Raw genomic sequence first — 16,006 nt, 5'->3', positions numbered from 1 at the left:
CAAGAAAAATAAGGTAATGAGAAGGCGTAAACAAGGAACGGTAGATTAAAAAGCATGTTGTTTTTTCTCAGTGGTGAGTCTCATTATGAGCACACTTAAAAACAGTGCCCATTATGTGGACACTGCTTTTTCATAATAAAGTGGAAAGCTAGCTTTTGGTAAAAGAATTAGTGGAAATGAAGCTGTTCATCATTATTTCTAATGATTAGCAACCGCCAAATCCTCCCCAGCAAGCACAGCCGATGATGATTAATAAAATGAATAATACGATGATTAAAGCAAAGCCACTGCCAAACCCGCAGCCGCCGCCGTAACCGTAACCGCCATAACCACAGCCACCATAGAAGCCCATATATTTCACCTCCAAGTTCTGAGTACATTTTTAACATATGCCTGAAATGCAAAAGTGCTCCAAAAATATCCAACGATTTCAATGAAAATAAAAAAAGATAAGAAAATAAGATGGACACGGTACTTTTTTTCACTTTCTACATAGGATGAATCATCCCAAGATCTCATATATGAGCCCCCATGTTATAACGAAGCAGGCTAATACCACTTCCTCCTTAGCCTGCGTACATAATAATGAAGGAGAAGCCGAAGAATTTTTTCTTCGGCTTTTTGTTTTTTACTATGAAATAAACACGTTAGTACGTTCCTTATACCATTCTAAGTCAGGGTCCGCTTCTTTTTGTATGTATTAGGTACTAAAGAGAAATCAAGCTCATTTTCATATAAACCTAGTCATTTGCTTTTTTTCGTAATTCTTTTCCCTTATTTTCAGCATAACCGAGATATTTGCCCAAGACAGCGAATAGGTAAATGCATATTCTTGGGTGAAAGCAAAAAACAAAAAAACGGAGGTTTCTCTCATGAATTCAGAAATGCATTTTTTACCTACTATGTATGCTCAAGATCATCATCAACTTCAACACGAAGATGAAAGGTTTATTGGCAGCCCGTTTGGTTTCGGACGCCCGTTTGGTTATGGCTTTGGCAGACCGTTCGGTTTTGGACGCCCGTTTGGTTATGGTTTTGGCAGACCATTCGGCTATGGCTTTGGAGGTCCATTTTTAGGAGGATTAGCAGGTGGGCTAGTAGCAGGCTCACTGTTATCACCATATGGCTATGGCGGTTACGGATACGGTTACGGTGGTTATCCGTATGGCGGCTACGGCGGTTACGGCTTTGGCTGCGGCTGTTAAATGTAAATAAAAGAAAAATCTCAGAAGAAGTATTTTTTATATCATTCTTTTCTATAAGGAAGTCTGTTTTGAAACGTAAGGCATTATATCCATCCACAGTGAATCAGAACGTACACCCCATCTCATATATAAAACCACCTGGTTATTTTTCCAGGTGGTTTTTGCGTAATTTTTTCACTTTCACATAGCAAAAGAATCAAAAAAGAGATTAGAACCGCGCGATTTGTTCTTTACATTACAGTAAGAAACGCTTACTATGTGAGAAAATGGAAAATGTTAACGAAGCATTCTTTTTACACAACTTTCTGTGAGAAGTAAAAGAGGGAGAGACATAACATGATCGAAAGTCATACTATTTATTTGTGCCCGTTGATTACCAGCGATGCGCACGACAGCCTCCGATTGCAAAAGGACAATCGCGACTTTTTTAAGCAGTTTTCTATGATTCGAGAGCATTCTTTTTATACGTTAGAGAGCCAAGTAGAAAAAATTCAGCTTCACGAAGAGAATAGGAAAAACGATGAAGAATACTATTTTGGTCTTTTTCAAAAAGAGACTAAGAGGTTAATTGGCACTATCAGTCTTTTTCAAGTGATGCGTGGATCTTTACAAAGCGCAGTTATCGGCTATTTTTTAGATCACCATCATAATGGGAAAGGGTACGCAACAGAAGCCGTAAAAGCACTTGTTGACTATGCGTTTGAAGAGCTGCATCTTCACCGCATTGAAGCCGGCGTCATGCCACGTAATGTGCCTTCTCAGCGCGTACTCGAAAAAGCTGGGTTTCATAGGGAAGGAATCGCTAGAAAAAATGTAAATATTAATGGCATATGGGAAGATCATCAAGTCTTGGCTATCCTTAACCCTAATGATGAAATAGAAGAAATAACGAGTTCTTAAAATTTTGATATACGTTTTTACATTTAAAATTTATAATGAGAATAAGAGAATAGAACAGTCTATATTTAAATAGTAGGTGACTAAGGTAATGGAAGAGAGGAACATCAATGAAAAAGCCGTTTGGGATGTATTGCAGATGGCTAGCGAAGTAGTCGGAAGCAGGACGCTGTTTGTAGGGATTTTCGACGAACAATTTTCAGTTATGAAAGCCTTTAATAAAGAAGGGGGAAGCCTTGTAGAGGATGGACTGATGCTGCCGTTAGAGCTTGCGGTATGCAACTTAGTCACGTGTGATGAACCCCTTGTTATTCCCAATACAAAACGCGATGTTAGAACGTCTAATTTAGCCATCATTGATGGTGCCCGGGTAGGTTCTTATTTAGGAACACCTATTGTGCTAGAGGATGGGAGAATGTTTGGTACCTTATGTGCGGTCGATCCGGATCCTTATCAGTTTAGCGAAAGTGAAATTCAAGGGTTAAACCGGCTGGCTGGTATTTTGTCTCATATTATTTATAAAAATCAAGCGGCTGTTTTGCCGAAAATTGAAGAGAAAATTCTGCAGCTTGATAAGCTGGCACTCGTAGGGCAGCTAGCAGCAGGGTTAGCGCATGAGATTCGAAACCCGATGCAGTCGGTGCGCGGCTTTATTCAATTTTTATTTAATGAAAATGAGCAGGCAGAGCCTTTTCAAAAAATTGTTCTTGATGAACTAGATCGTATGAATGAACTTATTAACAACTTCTTGCTTGTCACGCAGCCAACGGCGCCCAAAAAAGAAATCGTATCGATTGTAGAAGTTATTCATGATACCGTTGCTTTCTTGAAAAGTGAAGCTGCGCTGTATAATGTCGAAATGAATGTAAGAATAGAAGGAGCCATTCCACTTGTATCAATCGATCCTGCTCAAATGAGACAAGTGTTTATGAATCTTTTGAAAAACGCCATTGAAGCAATGGAGAAAAAGAAACGCCGCGAAATAAATCTTATTATCAAAGAATGGGAAGGTTGGGCTCTTATTGATATTCAAGATACCGGTTCTGGCATTCCGCTATCCATTATTAATAAAGTAGGAAATCCGTTTTTCTCAACAAAAGATGGAACAGGCATGGGGTTAGGGCTTTCTATTTGTAAAACGATCATCAACGAGCATAACGGTACGCTTGCGATTGAAAGTGATGAGAACGGGACAGTAGTGACGGTGAAGCTGCCTTTGACGCTTTAAGATAAAACAAAAAAGAAAGGAGAGTACGCACTCATCCTTTCTTTTTTTGCTGACTTTTTTAATATGCTGAACTGTCTTCGATCCAGTATTCATAGTCTTCCGCATCTTTTTTGTTTAACTTTTTGCCGTTGATGTAAATTTTGTCCCATTCATAAATTTGTTTATCCAAATAAACGTTAAACACAATGCGCACATGCTCTTTTTCTGTGTAATCGTAGCCGGTAAATTGTACAACGTGATGACGGCCTTCTTTTTTAATATAGCTCCATTTTGGATGATCGTTGTACGTTTCAAGCGTAATTGCTTCGTCGCCGTAGCGAACTACATCTTTAATATTTGTTTTTGTTGGTAAATATGATAATCCCGCTCCGACTCCAAACGTAATCACAAGCGCTAAGATACTTAAACCAATAGCAATTCCGATATGAGTGCCGCCTTTTATTTGCAAATAAGCTTCTTTCCGCTGCTCCGGCTGAGCTTCGGCTCGAGCTAACACGTTTTTAACGTGCTTATAATACCAGCGGTTGGCACATAGCCCTGTAATAAGTGAAGCACCGCCGAACACAATTGCATCGGACCACTCTGGTATGTCTACAAAGCACAAAAGGGAAAACCAAACTACTTCAATAAGCGTTAAAATAAAAAAGTGCTTATACATTTTTCGGTATGCAAACCAAGCGCTTGTCAGAAAAAAGGCTGCCCAGTTCCACGTGTTGCTTTTAGCTGGATTGGCTGTTTTTCCCCATTTTAAATCATAATAAGACGTATTTGTTCGAACTACTTTATGCTCTTCTTCAAAAGACAGGAGTTCATTTACTGCTTGTTCTTCCATTTAAAACACCTTTCATTGGTTATAATCTATCATCTAAAATGACTCTATTATTATACATTATTTCTAGTATTTTTCTATTCTTCCTTAAATTATTTTTAAAGTAAGAATATTTGCGCTGTGTATTTTTAAATGGGAACTTTCATAAAAAAGAAGAATATGGTAGATTTGAAGAAAAAGGAGCTGCCCCAACGTGAATCGTTTAAAGAAAGCCCTGCATCAATCGTGGTCAGTTCATTCAAGCACGAAGTGGACGGCTGACAATCCTGCCAAAGGACAGTGCGGAGTGACCGCGCTTGTCGTTCAAGATATCAAAGGAGGAGATATTTTAAAAACTCCGTGTAAAGAAGGCTGGCATTTCTATAATCAGCTCAACGAACGGCGCTATGATTTTACACAAGAACAATTTCGTGAGCCTCTCCATTACGCAGACATTTTATCCAGTCGGGAAGAAGCGTTTATGGATACGGATGAGGAGCAATATGAGGCTTTAAAGAAAAAAGTAATGACCCATTTTGTACATAAAAATTTGCGTTAGAAAGGAACACAGGAATGAAAACTATTCAGTATTCCATTGTTGATGTATTTGCACAGAGAAAATATACGGGAAATCAGCTCGCCGTTTTTAAAGACGCCGGAAGCCTTTCAGACAAAGAGATGCAGCAAATGGCTAAAGAAATTAATTTCTCTGAAACGACGTTTATCACGTCGGCTTCTCCGCAAAAAGGAGAATATGACGTGCGGATTTTTACACCTAATGAAGAAGTGCCATTTGCAGGCCATCCGACGCTCGGTACCGCTTATGTTATTCGAGAAGAACTAGAAGAAAAAGATACAGAGGAGCTTACTCTTCATTATAAAGCAGGTCCTACGCCTGTTACATACGATGAACAAAAAGATGTACTGTGGATGACACAAGGTCAGCCGACGTTTGGGAAAGTGTTAGATAAAAAGCAGGTGGCGGACGTGTTAAACCTTGATGAAACTTATATCGATATGCGTTTTCCCGTTCAAGAAGTATCCACGGGTCTGCCGGTCATTCTTGTCCCTTTAACATCATTAGAAGCTGCTAAAGAGATAAATGTAGACAAAGAAAAATATTTCAAGCTGATAGAAAACACGGAAGCAAAAGCAATTATGGTCTTTTCGCCGGAAACCTATCACCAAAATCATCACGTAAATGTGCGAGATTTTGCTGATTATTACGGCGTTCCAGAAGATGCGGCAACTGGCAGCGCCAACGGCTGTTTAGCAGCATATTTAGTCAAATACGGTTATTTTAATCAGCAAGCTATTGACATATGTGTAGAACAAGGATACGAAATAGGAAGACCTTCACTGCTGTATGTAAAAGCTAGTTATGATGGAGAGGCTTTTCACATTAAAGTAGGCGGAAAAGTAGAGATGATTGCGCGCGGTGAATGGATTTTGTAACAAGCTGTTCATCTGCTGTTCACAATAAGTCCTTATCCTAATAAAAACGCAATAGGACTACTACGTTTGGTTACACTAGTAAACAGATAGATACTGAAAGAATAAATGATGGCGGCCAAAAGGCCGCCATTTTGAATGGTTGATAAAAGGAGTGGCAGAAGAAATGATTCACATTTTACTGGCGGATGACGATGAGCATATGCGGCAATTGGTTCGTCACTATTTGCAGCTTGAAGGCTATATGGTGCATGAAGCAAAAGACGGGGAAGAAGCTTCGGGTCTGCTTGCTAAGCAGCACATTCATTTAGCGGTTGTCGATATTATGATGCCTCATAAAGATGGATATGAAGTTTGCGAAGAAATACGCAGCTACTATGATTTTCCCATTATTTTATTAACAGCAAAAGATCAGCTCAAAGACAAAGAAAAAGGCTTTTTAGCAGGAACGGATGACTATGTGACAAAGCCGTTTGAACCAAAAGAATTGATTTTCCGAATCAAAGCCCTGCTTCGCCGATACGAAGTGGTAAATGAAAAGATGATCGTGCTGAACAGCACCTCTATTGACCGAAAAAGCTATGAAGTGCACTGCAGCGGACGACTGTTCATTCTTCCAATGAAAGAATTTGAATTATTAGCTCAGCTCGCGAGCTATCCAGGAAGAATTTTCACAAGAGAAGAATTAATTCATCTGATATGGGGAGCGGATTTTAACGGAGATAACCGTACAATCGATGTACACGTAAAAAGGCTGCGCGAGCGGTTTGAACATACCGATGATTTTGTCATTACGACGGTTCGAGGCGTCGGCTATAAGCTTGAGGTGACGGCAAAATGAAGACGCTCTATTTGCGGATTGTCCTGACAACCATTGCTGTGATGGTATTTAGCAGTCTCCTCGCGTTTATTGTGGCGAACGTTTATTATCAGTACAGCTTAAAACCTTATAACGATCAAAAGCTTACGCGTATGGCAAAAGACATTGCGAGCTTTTACGAAAGCAATAGAGGCGTAGATCAACAGTCTTATTTACAGCATATTAGTAAACTTGGCTATCAAATATATGTAGTGGACAGCACTGGACATGAGACGTTTTACGGACGAGAGTTTAGAAACCAGCGCTTAGAAAAGAGTGCTGTCAAACAAGTGTTAGAAGGCAAAATGTATCACGGAATTGCAAACTTTCCTTCACAGGTGTTTGTGACGGGGTTTTTTGATAATGTGTTAGCTAATACCATCGGCGTGCCGTTAAAAGGAGAGGGTAACAAGCAGCAAGCGCTGTTTATTCGCCCTGATATTCAGCTGCAGTTCGGGGAAATGCGCATTTTTTTCTCGGTCATTTTACTGCTGATGATTGTATTAAGTATTTTGTTTGTACTTATTAGCACGCGTTATTTAGTAAAACCAATCGTCAAGCTAACGGAAGCAACAAAGCAAGTGGCGAAAGGAAAATACAACGTTGAGCTTTACGTAAAGCGCCGAGACGAAATCGGCGCGCTTGCTTCACATTTTTCCGAAATGGCTAAAAGTTTAGAGCAGCTTGAAGAGATGCGCCAAGAATTTGTATCGAACGTGTCACATGAAATTCAGTCTCCGCTGGCGTCCATTCAAGGGTTTTCGAAAACGCTCCGTTCTGCTGACCTTTCAGATGAACAAAGAAATGAGTATCTGTCTATTATTGAAGAAGAAAGCCGGCGCATGTCGTCCCTCAGCAAACAGCTGCTTACGCTTGCTTCACTTGATAAAGAAAGTGAGCATATCGAAAGAAGAACGTTTGACGTTGCAACTCAAATCAAGCAAGTGCTGTTTATGACGGAGTGGAGCTGGCGTGAAAAAGAATTAGCCATTGAAATAGATCTTCCTTCAACGATAATTTCAGGCGATCAAAAACTGCTTCATCAAGTGTGGACAAATTTGATTACTAACAGCGTAAAGTTCACCGAAGAAGGAGGAACGCTGTCTCTTCGCGTTGGTATGGAAGATACGTATTGCCACGTGGAGTTTCAAGATACGGGAATCGGCATGTCAAAAGAAAGCCTACCGCATATTTTTAATCGTTTTTATAAGGAAGATAAAGCAAGAAGCCGGACGGAAGGAAGCAGCGGTCTTGGTTTAGCGATTGTGAAGCAAATCGTCGACATGCACGGAGGTTCCATTCACGTTGAAAGCGAAAAAGGAAAAGGCAGCACTTTTCACGTCTATCTTCCGAAAATGTAATGAGCCGTTCATCTTCCATTCATTTTCTGTTTTTATACTTTAAATAGAATGAAAAAAGGAGATGAAAGAAAGATGTTTTTGGCTTTACGTGAATTAAAACATGCGAAGCTGCGCTACTTACTCATTGGCGTGATTATGGTGTTAATTGTATGGCTTGTACTTTTTGTATCGGGCTTAGCAAAGGGGCTTTCCTCTGACAATGCTTCAGCTGTTCAAGAAATGAAAGGAAATTACGTTGTGCTTCAAAAAGAAGCGGATCAGCGCCTGACGCGCTCTGTTTTATCCATAAACAAAACAGAAGATATTCAACAACTAAGCGGAAAGAAAAAAGCTGAGCCGCTTGGTGTGATGATGACAGCCGTTATAAATGATGGAAAAGCGAAAAAAATAGACGCCTCATTTTTTGCCATAAGCACAAGCGGCTTTTTAGCTCCGAACGTAACAGAAGGGAAGATGATTACGGACGATGCAAAACATGAAGCCGTGGCGGACTCTTCGCTAAAAGAAGAAGGAGTAAAGCTAGGTGATACGATAAAAGATACAGCTTCAGGAAAAAGCTTTAGAATTGTTGGTTTTACAAAAAATCAGTCGTTTAGTCACGCGCCTGTTATTCATATTAATCTTAAAGAGTGGAAAACAATTGAAAACACAGGTGCGTTTAATGCAGTGGTGTTAAACATGAACGATAAAAAAGCACATGCTCTTCAAAAAAAGGAGTCTGACATTGACGTGATTAGTAAAGATGAAGCGTTAAAAGGAATTCCAGGTTATCAAGAAGAACAAGGCTCGCTTTTAATGATGGTCGCATTTTTGTTTATCATTGGCGCTTTTGTGCTAGCCGTTTTCTTCTACGTGATGACGCTTCAAAAAATGAATCAGTTTGGCGTGTTAAAAGCGATAGGAGCAAAAACAAGCTATTTAGCGCGAACAATTTTATCTCAAGTAGTTGTGTTAACTTTATGCAGTCTTGCTATTAGTATTGGACTGACGTACGGAGTAGCAGCCGTATTGCCGGATTCGATGCCGTTTCACTTAGACGTATCGCTAATCGCAGGGTGTTCAGCGCTGTTTGTAGCTGTTTCTGTACTGAGTTCATTATTATCGCTGTATCGCGTAGCAAAAGTAGATGCGGTTGAAGCGATTGGGAGGGCTGTTTAATGAGTGAAGAAAAATTAGTTTTAGAGAATGTTAGCAAGTCGTTTGGAGACGGAGAAAACGCTGTAGTCGTGTTAAATGACCTATCGCTGCGTGTGAAAGCTGGAGAGCTTGTGGCTATAGTCGGGCCTTCTGGTTCTGGGAAAAGTACGTTTTTATCCATTGCAGGGGCGCTGCTTTCACCGTCTAGCGGACGTGTAATTATTGACGGAGACGAGATTAATAAAATGTCTCCATCACAAATGAACAGCATTCGTCTCAAGAAAATCGGCTTTATCTTTCAATCAGCTAATTTAATCCCGTATTTAACGGTTCGCGATCAGCTTCTTCTTGTCACGGAACTAGAAGGAAATCGAAATCAAGAAGCAAAAAAAAGAGCGGATGATTTGCTTGAAAAGCTCGGGCTTGCCCATCGAAAGCATCACTATCCTGAAAGTCTATCCGGAGGAGAACGTCAGCGGGTAGCGATTGCAAGAGCGTGGATGAATAACCCTGAAATTATCTTCGCAGACGAGCCTACGGCAAGCTTGGATTCAGAGCGAGGAAGAGCGGTCGTTCAAATGCTTGCAGATGAAGTGAAGCTAAGGGGAAAAGCGGCTGTAATGGTTACCCATGACCAAAGAATGTTGGATTTATGTGACCGCGTTGTGTGGATGGAAGATGGGAAATTAGCAGAATCAACTAGCGTGCAAGTTTAAAAAAGAGGCTGGGACAAAAGTATGTTAGACGAAGTGAAAAACGAACCCTTCATCAACATGTTTGATGAGCGGTTCGTTTTTTTTGTGATAGTGCCTATCGTTTTATCTGTTTTGTTCCTTCTAGCAGTTGATTGGAGGGAAAGACGAAGACTCCTGCGGGGAAAGCGGAACAGATGAGACCCCACAGGAGCGTAAGCGACGAGGAGGCTCAGCGGCCGCCCGCGGAAAGCGAAGTCTTGCACGGAAGTCAACTGCGGTGTCTCAAGCAGTTCAGCTCATAAGACAATGCTATTTAGGAAAGGAGAAAATAAGAAACAGGAAATAAACGAACCGTGAAGAAATAGTAAAAAGGTGATGAAAGGATGAGAACATGGAAAGTGACTGCGTTTGGACTTATTATAGCAAGCTTTTCTGGGTGTTCAAGCAGTGGAGTTCTTGAAGAATCTCCGCCAAAAGCGTATCTTGAAGCAAGCAACCATCTTTATGACACAAAAGTTGGCACTTACTGCTGGAAAAACACGTGTGTGGATAAAGCAGGCCCTTTGGAATTATTAAAAAACGAAAAGCCTATTAAAGTAAAAGCAAATGAATCGCTATCGCTTGTTATCAAGTATAAACGGCAGCCCAACGAAAAACATATGGCACAAATACAAAACAACCATGAAATGGAAATACCACTGAAGAAAAATAAGCTGAAAGCACCTTCTGAAGCAGGCACGTACTACTACTCATATTCAGTGTGGTGGATGGATGAAAGTCAAAAAAATGTATCTAATGGAGATGCATCGTACGCGTTTGTATTGGAAGTGAAATAAGGAGAGAGCCTATGCAACCCCCTATTATTCTCATTGGACCTATATGCGCGGGTAAAACGACGGTTGGTGAAAAAGTAGCGCAAAAACTAAGTATTCCTCAGTGCTCAATGGACGAAGTACGATTTTCTTACTACGAGGAAATAGGTTTCAGCAAAGAAACACAGCAGGACATTCGAGAAAAACAAGGGTTTCAGGGTATGTACGCCTATTGGAAGCCGTTTGAAGCCTATGCCGTTAAAAGAATACTAGAAGATTACAGGCATGCGGTCATTGATTTTGGCGCCGGTCACTCGGTCTACGAAGACATGGGACTGTTTCAGCAAGTAGAAAAGATATTAAAACCTTATCAGTCTCTATTTTTATTGCTTCCCAGTGCTGATAAAGAAGAGTCCATACAACTATTACATCAAAGACTGCAGCAAATAACGGATGATGAAGATGTTTTTAAGCTTAACAAACATTTTGTAACGCATCCGTCAAATGAGCTGCTGGCAAAGCAAACAATTTACACAAAGGAAAAGTCGGCAGATACAGTAGCAAAAGAAATTATTTCATCTATATCGAAGGAGTGAAAGCAATGATTAAAAAAATCGGTCAAATTATGGTGTATGTAAACGATCAAGATCAAGCGGTAAAGTTTTGGACAGAAAAAATGGGATTTCAGGTTATGTCCGAACAAAATAATGAACAAGGCATGAAGTGGATTGAGCTAGCGCTGGTAGCGGGTGCTGAAACAACCATTATCCTTCATAACAAACAGCTAATAGCAAAAATGCAGCCGGAATTAAATGTCGGGACACCTTCGCTTCTGTTTTTTACGGAGAATGTGGATGAATTATATAGAGATTTAACTGCTAAAGGCGTAACGGTGGGAGAAATTGTATCGATGCCTTCAGGAAAAGTCTTTAATTTTTCAGACAGTGAAGGTAACTATTTTGCAGTTATGGAAAACGCGAATAATAAATAGAGCAAAAACAAAAAACACCGGGAGCATATATATTGTCTCGGTGTTTTACAGGCAAAGCAGGATAAGTTACTTTTCATTTTCATCTGCTGATTGGCAGTAGCAATACTATTCTTTATAAATTTACTCCTTTTCTTCATTATTTAACGCTATGATTGTATAAACGTGTATTAAGAGTCGCTTTAAGTTTCTAAAATTTAATAAGCCATTTCATAAATCAAGGAGTAATGCCTCTCATGATAAAATTAATAGGAGAAAAAGTGTTATTAAGAGAAGCGACACAGGAAGATGTTAATACGCTCTATTACTGGAAATACGAAGAGAAAAAACAAGAAGCGAAAAAATGGAATGCTCCGTACATACCAGATCGAAAGCTGACGAAAGAAAAGTATATGAATTCATGGGAAGAAGAGTATGAGATTTATCCATCAGTTCCCCGAATGCTTGCGGTTATTATTGATGAAATAGCTGTAGGAACGGTGAACTGTTACTGGGTGGACAAACGTACAAACTGGATGGAAACTGGAATTGTCATTTACGATTCAGACTATTGGAGCGGAGGATATGGATCAGAAGCTTATGGAATGTGGATCGACTTTTTATTTGAGTTTACACCTTTGCATAGACTCGGCATGTCTACGTGGTCAGGCAATATCAGAATGATCAAAACAGCGGCAAAAATAGGTATGAAAGAAGAAGCAAGAATCAGAGAAGCACGTATCGTAAACGGTGAATATTTTGATAGCGTCAAAATGGGAATTCTGCGAAGAGAATGGAACAAAAAGATGAAGCAGGAGCTCTAATACCCTTTGTGCTATGTTGTCATTGAACTAGGCAGTTTAGTTTGATATATCCTAATATGGGGAATAGAGGGAAAATGGGGACGTGTGAGATTTTTATATAATTTAAAACTTCTTCCTTCATGAACGGAAGAAGTTTTTCTTATGTGAAATCATGTCATATGTCAAATCTGGTATGTATAAGATAGAAAATAGGCAATATAGCTGTCCTCTCTCATACTACAAAAAAGTTATAGCCAAGCTGTGCGTATCTTTATGAAAGAATGCACTTATGGCAGAGAGAATGATAGTTGCGATGGAGGTAACTAAATGAACGTTGATGGAGAAAATAAAGTTCCTCATTTTTATTCACTGCGGTCTGTTTCGCAAAAATTATTTGAGGTTATTACCAAACAGCTGAATGTCAGCACAACGTACGTAACTAGAAGAGGAGAAACAGCGATGACGGTCCTCAGCTCATATAACGAGAAGGAAGAGATTATTCCTGAAGGATACAGCGTTGAATACGGAGGTACATACTGCCGCTTAATTATTATGAATGACGGAGACGTTATGCATACGGCAAATCTGATGAAGGATGCCGTTACAAGACAGCTAGAAGTAACGGATCAATTGCAGGTAAAAGGTTTTTTAGGTGTTACATTAAAAGATTTAAAAGGAAATGTATTTGGAACACTCTGTGTAATGGACAAGGAAGAAAAAGAATTTTCAGGAGAAGATATTGCTTTTTTACAATCAATGGCAGGTATCTTATCCCATATGATCGATCTGGATGAAACACGATATCAGATGGGATTTTTAAGCGTCCCAATTATTCCGATTACAGAGGGGGTTTCGATTCTTTCTCTTCAAGGTATTATTGATAAAGAGCGTGCGGATCAGATTATGACAGATGTGCTTCACGATGCAGCTCATAATGAAATAGATTACTTTATCATTGATTTATCGAAGCTGCTTCTGAGAGAAAAAGAGTTTCCGAATTTCTTCTTGAAAATGATTACAGCACTTCAGCTCATGGGTGCTCAAGCAGTTATAACAGGTGTAACCCCCACATTTGCGAAAGAGCAAACTAAAAATCATGATTTGAGAAACTTACAGTTAAAAGTCGTGAAAAATATTCAACAAGCTCTTCAATGTGTGGGGTATAACTTAATCAAAACATGAACCAAGCCTTGGCTCTATCAGCCAGGGCTTATTTTTGTGTATGTATATAATTCAATACGAAACGAAAAACAAGCTGGTATGCTCAGAAGCTGTGAAAGCATCAAATGCAGCATAAAGTGAATATAGATAAAGAATGTAGCTTCATTGAAGCCTTGCGTGATGATCATTACGCACCTTTTGGTGGTGTAAGAAATAGCCGGGGGAGAGACCTGTGTATGGCTGATGACCCTTTTTGCTGTATGCAAAAACATCATGGGGGGAAATACATGCGAACAAACTTTAAAAGGTCCGCACAAACGGATGTGGATATGAGAAAGAAACAGCGGAGAACACTTCAGTCCACTTTAAACACAATAGGGATACTTATGTTTATTGGAATTTTGATCAGGTGGTGGACCGTGCCGTTCGCTATTAGTAAAGATCTCCGAATTTACTATAATCAAGATTTTCAAATGACATTGAACGAGTGTAAAGAGTTTCTTACGTTCGTTTTATGCGCAGCAGGCGTGTATTTTATGTTAGTCAACGTCTACTTTTTAGGCAAAATAGGTAAAAAACTAGTCTATATCGTTCTTGTTTTACTTGCTGTTTTTAACCTCTATATGATGCTTATGCTTCTTGTCGCAGTGACGCATTAAAGTTAAAGTGTGAGTGTAGCTCAAAAAAAGAGGTCAACTTCCGGTGACTCTTTTGGATTGAGCTACGATTTTTCTATGTGAAAAACAGATAGATCTTCAGGCATCTTGATTAGCTGAGCTTCCATATTACTTCCACCTTTTGATATTTTCCCTTGGTACATATGCAAACATTATGTATGCTTTTACTTTCATACAATTCTATCAAATCCATTAAAGCAGATTTATTTTCTAAATTCAACTAAAAAGTATTTTCATTATTTTTCCATAAATTATCTAAGATAAGCGGCTATAGGGTTTAAAGAACAAAAGAAAATTGAAATGATTTTTTATGAGTTTTATATCTTGACGAAAAAATATTTCAGGAATAAGATAGGTTACATAAAGTAACGAATGAAAGAAAAGTTACTTTTTAAAGATTATATTTTTCCTAACAGGAGGAAGAGATATGGAAGCGATGACTTTTGTTTTATTCGGTTCAACAGGTGATTTAGCGAAACGCAAAATTTATCCTGCACTCTATAATTTATTTGTAGACGGGAAAATCCCTAAATCAATTTCTGTTGTAGGACTAGGCAGAAGGGAGATGTCCGACGCTGACTTTCAGGAAAAAGTAAAAGAGTCTATTCATACTTTTTCACGTCGCGTCGAAAAAGATTCATCTCTTATGCAGCATTTTCTTTCAGCTTTTCGCTACAGCCCATTGGATGCAACGAATGCTGAAGATTATAAAAAGTTGTTAAATCTAGTAGAAGCACGCGAAGAGGAACGAAACATTCCAAGCAACCGAATGTTTTATCTATCCGTTGCACCAGAATTTTTTGGTACGATTGCCGAGCATATTAAAGACAGTGGCTTAGGTGCTACAAAAGGTTGGAAACGGTTAATTATTGAAAAACCGTTTGGCCATGATCTACAGTCAGCTCGTCAATTAAACGAAAACTTAAGCAAAGCGTTTAAAGAAGAAGAGATTTACCGCATTGACCACTATCTTGGCAAGTCGATGGTACAAAATTTAGAAGCGCTGGAATTCGCTAATCCTATTCTTCAATCATTATGGAATAACGAACATATTGCGAATATACAAATTACAGCAAGTGAAACGGTCGGCGTAGAGGAAAGAGCAAGCTATTATGACCATTCAGGAGCCATTCGAGATATGGTTCAAAATCATATGCTGCAAATGCTGATGATGACGGCTATGCACTTACCGGCCCGCATTAGCGCTGATGATATTCGAAACGAAAAAATAAATGTGTTAAAAGCGCTTCGTCCGCTTGTAAAAGAAGATATGGATCTAGACGTTGTTCGCGGTCAATATGAGGCTGGAAAAATAAACGGGGCTTCAGTGCCGAGCTATATAAATGAGCCCGGTGTATCACCATCTTCTCAGACGGACACGTTTTTAGCAGCCAGACTATATATCGATAATTCGCTTTGGAAAGGCGTTCCTTTCTACATTCGTACAGGGAAAAGAATGGCGGAAAAAGCGACGCGAATTGTTATTGAATTCAAAGACTCGCTAAAAGAGTTGTACTTAGACAAAGGAGAAACAACATCTCCAAATCTGTTGATCATTGAAATTAACCCGCACGAAAATATTACGCTGCAGTTAAACAGCAAAAATCCATTTAATCATGGTCATATTGAGCCTGTACAAATTAATTTTTCAGGTCAGCAAGAAGGAGCGCCGGAAGCATATGAACGCCTTATTGCAGATGCATGCGCCGGAGATTCTACATTTTTTGCTCATTGGAAAGAAGTAGAGCTAGCTTGGGAATGGGTTCAGCCGCTTCTTGAAGCGTTTGAGGAAAATACAGTGCCGCTTCACAACTATGCTGCTGGTTCACACGGCCCTGACGCATCAAATGAGCTTTTAGAAAAAGACGGTTTTAAATGGTGGTTGGATGAAGAAACAGCAAGTCAATCACGAGAAGTACAGCCAGTTTAATACAAACAAATTGA

Annotated in this window: 19 protein-coding genes; 17 read left to right on the top strand and 2 right to left on the bottom strand. The window is 39.4% G+C overall.

Annotated elements, in window-relative coordinates; genetic code table 11:
• Positions 1 to 205 precede the first annotated feature (205 nt).
• Positions 206 to 352: a YjcZ family sporulation protein gene (locus MKX72_RS16585; RefSeq protein WP_013057978.1), complete on the bottom strand. Its 147-nt coding sequence runs from the start codon at positions 350 to 352 to the stop codon at positions 206 to 208.
• Between the two features lie 520 nt (positions 353 to 872).
• Here MKX72_RS16585 and MKX72_RS16580 point away from each other — a divergent pair.
• The 3 genes from MKX72_RS16580 (at position 873) to MKX72_RS16570 (ending at position 3,330) form a co-directional block, all read left to right on the top strand.
• Positions 873 to 1,205 (top strand): hypothetical protein, encoded by a 333-nt coding sequence (locus tag MKX72_RS16580; protein WP_155007911.1) that lies wholly within the window; start codon positions 873 to 875, stop codon positions 1,203 to 1,205.
• A 336-nt stretch (positions 1,206 to 1,541) separates the two neighbouring features.
• Positions 1,542 to 2,105, top strand: coding sequence for a GNAT family N-acetyltransferase (locus MKX72_RS16575; protein WP_155007913.1), 564 nt, complete (start codon positions 1,542 to 1,544; stop codon positions 2,103 to 2,105).
• An 88-nt stretch (positions 2,106 to 2,193) separates the two neighbouring features.
• The gene (locus tag MKX72_RS16570) at positions 2,194 to 3,330 is read left to right on the top strand and encodes a sensor histidine kinase (RefSeq protein ID WP_155007915.1); all 1,137 of its coding nucleotides are present in this window, start codon (positions 2,194 to 2,196) and stop codon (positions 3,328 to 3,330) included.
• A gap of 58 nt (positions 3,331 to 3,388) precedes the next feature.
• On the opposite strand, the gene MKX72_RS16565 is transcribed toward MKX72_RS16570, so the two are convergent.
• Positions 3,389 to 4,162 (bottom strand): DUF2628 domain-containing protein, encoded by a 774-nt coding sequence (locus MKX72_RS16565; protein WP_033580487.1) that lies wholly within the window; start codon positions 4,160 to 4,162, stop codon positions 3,389 to 3,391.
• 190 nt (positions 4,163 to 4,352) lie between these two features.
• Here MKX72_RS16565 and MKX72_RS16560 point away from each other — a divergent pair, with 190 nt between their 5' ends.
• The 14 genes from MKX72_RS16560 (at position 4,353) to zwf (ending at position 15,992) form a co-directional block, all read left to right on the top strand.
• The gene (locus MKX72_RS16560; RefSeq protein WP_034265360.1) at positions 4,353 to 4,697 is read left to right on the top strand and encodes a YunG family protein; all 345 of its coding nucleotides are present in this window, start codon (positions 4,353 to 4,355) and stop codon (positions 4,695 to 4,697) included.
• Between the two features lie 14 nt (positions 4,698 to 4,711).
• A complete protein-coding gene (locus tag MKX72_RS16555; RefSeq protein WP_155007917.1) occupies positions 4,712 to 5,593 on the top strand; it encodes a PhzF family phenazine biosynthesis protein in 882 nt (293 codons plus the stop codon).
• A 163-nt stretch (positions 5,594 to 5,756) separates the two neighbouring features.
• Positions 5,757 to 6,431, top strand: coding sequence for a response regulator transcription factor (locus MKX72_RS16550; protein WP_034265362.1), 675 nt, complete (start codon positions 5,757 to 5,759; stop codon positions 6,429 to 6,431).
• Positions 6,428 to 7,810, top strand: coding sequence for a sensor histidine kinase (locus MKX72_RS16545; RefSeq protein WP_155007919.1), 1,383 nt, complete (start codon positions 6,428 to 6,430; stop codon positions 7,808 to 7,810). Before MKX72_RS16550 ends, MKX72_RS16545 begins: the two co-directional genes overlap by 4 nt.
• A gap of 72 nt (positions 7,811 to 7,882) precedes the next feature.
• Positions 7,883 to 8,968, top strand: coding sequence for an ABC transporter permease (locus tag MKX72_RS16540; protein ID WP_034265368.1), 1,086 nt, complete (start codon positions 7,883 to 7,885; stop codon positions 8,966 to 8,968).
• Positions 8,968 to 9,663 carry an ABC transporter ATP-binding protein gene (locus tag MKX72_RS16535; RefSeq protein ID WP_098627552.1) on the top strand — a complete coding sequence of 232 codons (696 nt, stop codon included), beginning with the start codon at positions 8,968 to 8,970 and terminating at the stop codon, positions 9,661 to 9,663. The genes MKX72_RS16540 and MKX72_RS16535 overlap by 1 nt, the downstream gene beginning before the upstream one ends.
• A gap of 127 nt (positions 9,664 to 9,790) precedes the next feature.
• On the top strand, positions 9,791 to 9,988 hold the full coding sequence (locus MKX72_RS16530) for a hypothetical protein (protein ID WP_080974267.1): 198 nt from the start codon (positions 9,791 to 9,793) through the stop codon (positions 9,986 to 9,988).
• 37 nt (positions 9,989 to 10,025) lie between these two features.
• The gene (locus MKX72_RS16525; RefSeq protein WP_034265377.1) at positions 10,026 to 10,478 is read left to right on the top strand and encodes a hypothetical protein; all 453 of its coding nucleotides are present in this window, start codon (positions 10,026 to 10,028) and stop codon (positions 10,476 to 10,478) included.
• An 11-nt stretch (positions 10,479 to 10,489) separates the two neighbouring features.
• On the top strand, positions 10,490 to 11,050 hold the full coding sequence (locus MKX72_RS16520) for a shikimate kinase (RefSeq protein WP_048019601.1): 561 nt from the start codon (positions 10,490 to 10,492) through the stop codon (positions 11,048 to 11,050).
• A gap of 5 nt (positions 11,051 to 11,055) precedes the next feature.
• A complete protein-coding gene (locus tag MKX72_RS16515; protein WP_155007921.1) occupies positions 11,056 to 11,445 on the top strand; it encodes a VOC family protein in 390 nt (129 codons plus the stop codon).
• Positions 11,446 to 11,678: 233 nt separating this feature from the next.
• Positions 11,679 to 12,245, top strand: coding sequence for a GNAT family N-acetyltransferase (locus MKX72_RS16510; RefSeq protein ID WP_028414508.1), 567 nt, complete (start codon positions 11,679 to 11,681; stop codon positions 12,243 to 12,245).
• 306 nt (positions 12,246 to 12,551) lie between these two features.
• On the top strand, positions 12,552 to 13,406 hold the full coding sequence (locus MKX72_RS16505; protein WP_028414507.1) for a GAF domain-containing protein: 855 nt from the start codon (positions 12,552 to 12,554) through the stop codon (positions 13,404 to 13,406).
• Between the two features lie 266 nt (positions 13,407 to 13,672).
• Positions 13,673 to 14,044, top strand: a complete 372-nt coding sequence (locus MKX72_RS16500) for a hypothetical protein (protein ID WP_034328210.1) — start codon at positions 13,673 to 13,675, stop codon at positions 14,042 to 14,044.
• A gap of 445 nt (positions 14,045 to 14,489) precedes the next feature.
• Positions 14,490 to 15,992, top strand: a complete 1,503-nt coding sequence (gene zwf / locus MKX72_RS16495) for a glucose-6-phosphate dehydrogenase (RefSeq protein ID WP_155007923.1) — start codon at positions 14,490 to 14,492, stop codon at positions 15,990 to 15,992.
• Positions 15,993 to 16,006 lie beyond the last annotated feature (14 nt).

This window comes from Priestia sp. FSL R5-0597, assembly GCF_038006305.1.
Lineage (GTDB): Bacteria > Bacillota > Bacilli > Bacillales > Bacillaceae_H > Priestia > Priestia zanthoxyli.
Note: the sequence above shows the minus strand (reverse complement) of the source record. Positions and strands in the feature narration are given on the sequence as shown.

Bases quoted from the DNA above. Each gene is read 5' to 3' on its own strand.
- MKX72_RS16585 (WP_013057978.1), bottom strand. From the start codon at position 352: ATGGGCTTCTATGGTGGCTGTGGTTATGGCGGTTACGGTTACGGCGGC.
- MKX72_RS16580 (WP_155007911.1), top strand. From the start codon at position 873: ATGAATTCAGAAATGCATTTTTTACCTACTATGTATGCTCAAGATCAT.
- MKX72_RS16575 (WP_155007913.1), top strand. From the start codon at position 1,542: ATGATCGAAAGTCATACTATTTATTTGTGCCCGTTGATTACCAGCGAT.
- MKX72_RS16570 (WP_155007915.1), top strand. From the start codon at position 2,194: ATGGAAGAGAGGAACATCAATGAAAAAGCCGTTTGGGATGTATTGCAG.
- MKX72_RS16565 (WP_033580487.1), bottom strand. From the start codon at position 4,162: ATGGAAGAACAAGCAGTAAATGAACTCCTGTCTTTTGAAGAAGAGCAT.
- MKX72_RS16555 (WP_155007917.1), top strand. From the start codon at position 4,712: ATGAAAACTATTCAGTATTCCATTGTTGATGTATTTGCACAGAGAAAA.
- MKX72_RS16550 (WP_034265362.1), top strand. From the start codon at position 5,757: ATGATTCACATTTTACTGGCGGATGACGATGAGCATATGCGGCAATTG.
- MKX72_RS16545 (WP_155007919.1), top strand. From the start codon at position 6,428: ATGAAGACGCTCTATTTGCGGATTGTCCTGACAACCATTGCTGTGATG.
- MKX72_RS16540 (WP_034265368.1), top strand. From the start codon at position 7,883: ATGTTTTTGGCTTTACGTGAATTAAAACATGCGAAGCTGCGCTACTTA.
- MKX72_RS16535 (WP_098627552.1), top strand. From the start codon at position 8,968: ATGAGTGAAGAAAAATTAGTTTTAGAGAATGTTAGCAAGTCGTTTGGA.
- MKX72_RS16525 (WP_034265377.1), top strand. From the start codon at position 10,026: ATGAGAACATGGAAAGTGACTGCGTTTGGACTTATTATAGCAAGCTTT.
- MKX72_RS16520 (WP_048019601.1), top strand. From the start codon at position 10,490: ATGCAACCCCCTATTATTCTCATTGGACCTATATGCGCGGGTAAAACG.
- MKX72_RS16515 (WP_155007921.1), top strand. From the start codon at position 11,056: ATGATTAAAAAAATCGGTCAAATTATGGTGTATGTAAACGATCAAGAT.
- MKX72_RS16510 (WP_028414508.1), top strand. From the start codon at position 11,679: ATGATAAAATTAATAGGAGAAAAAGTGTTATTAAGAGAAGCGACACAG.
- MKX72_RS16505 (WP_028414507.1), top strand. From the start codon at position 12,552: ATGAACGTTGATGGAGAAAATAAAGTTCCTCATTTTTATTCACTGCGG.
- MKX72_RS16500 (WP_034328210.1), top strand. From the start codon at position 13,673: ATGCGAACAAACTTTAAAAGGTCCGCACAAACGGATGTGGATATGAGA.
- zwf (WP_155007923.1), top strand. From the start codon at position 14,490: ATGGAAGCGATGACTTTTGTTTTATTCGGTTCAACAGGTGATTTAGCG.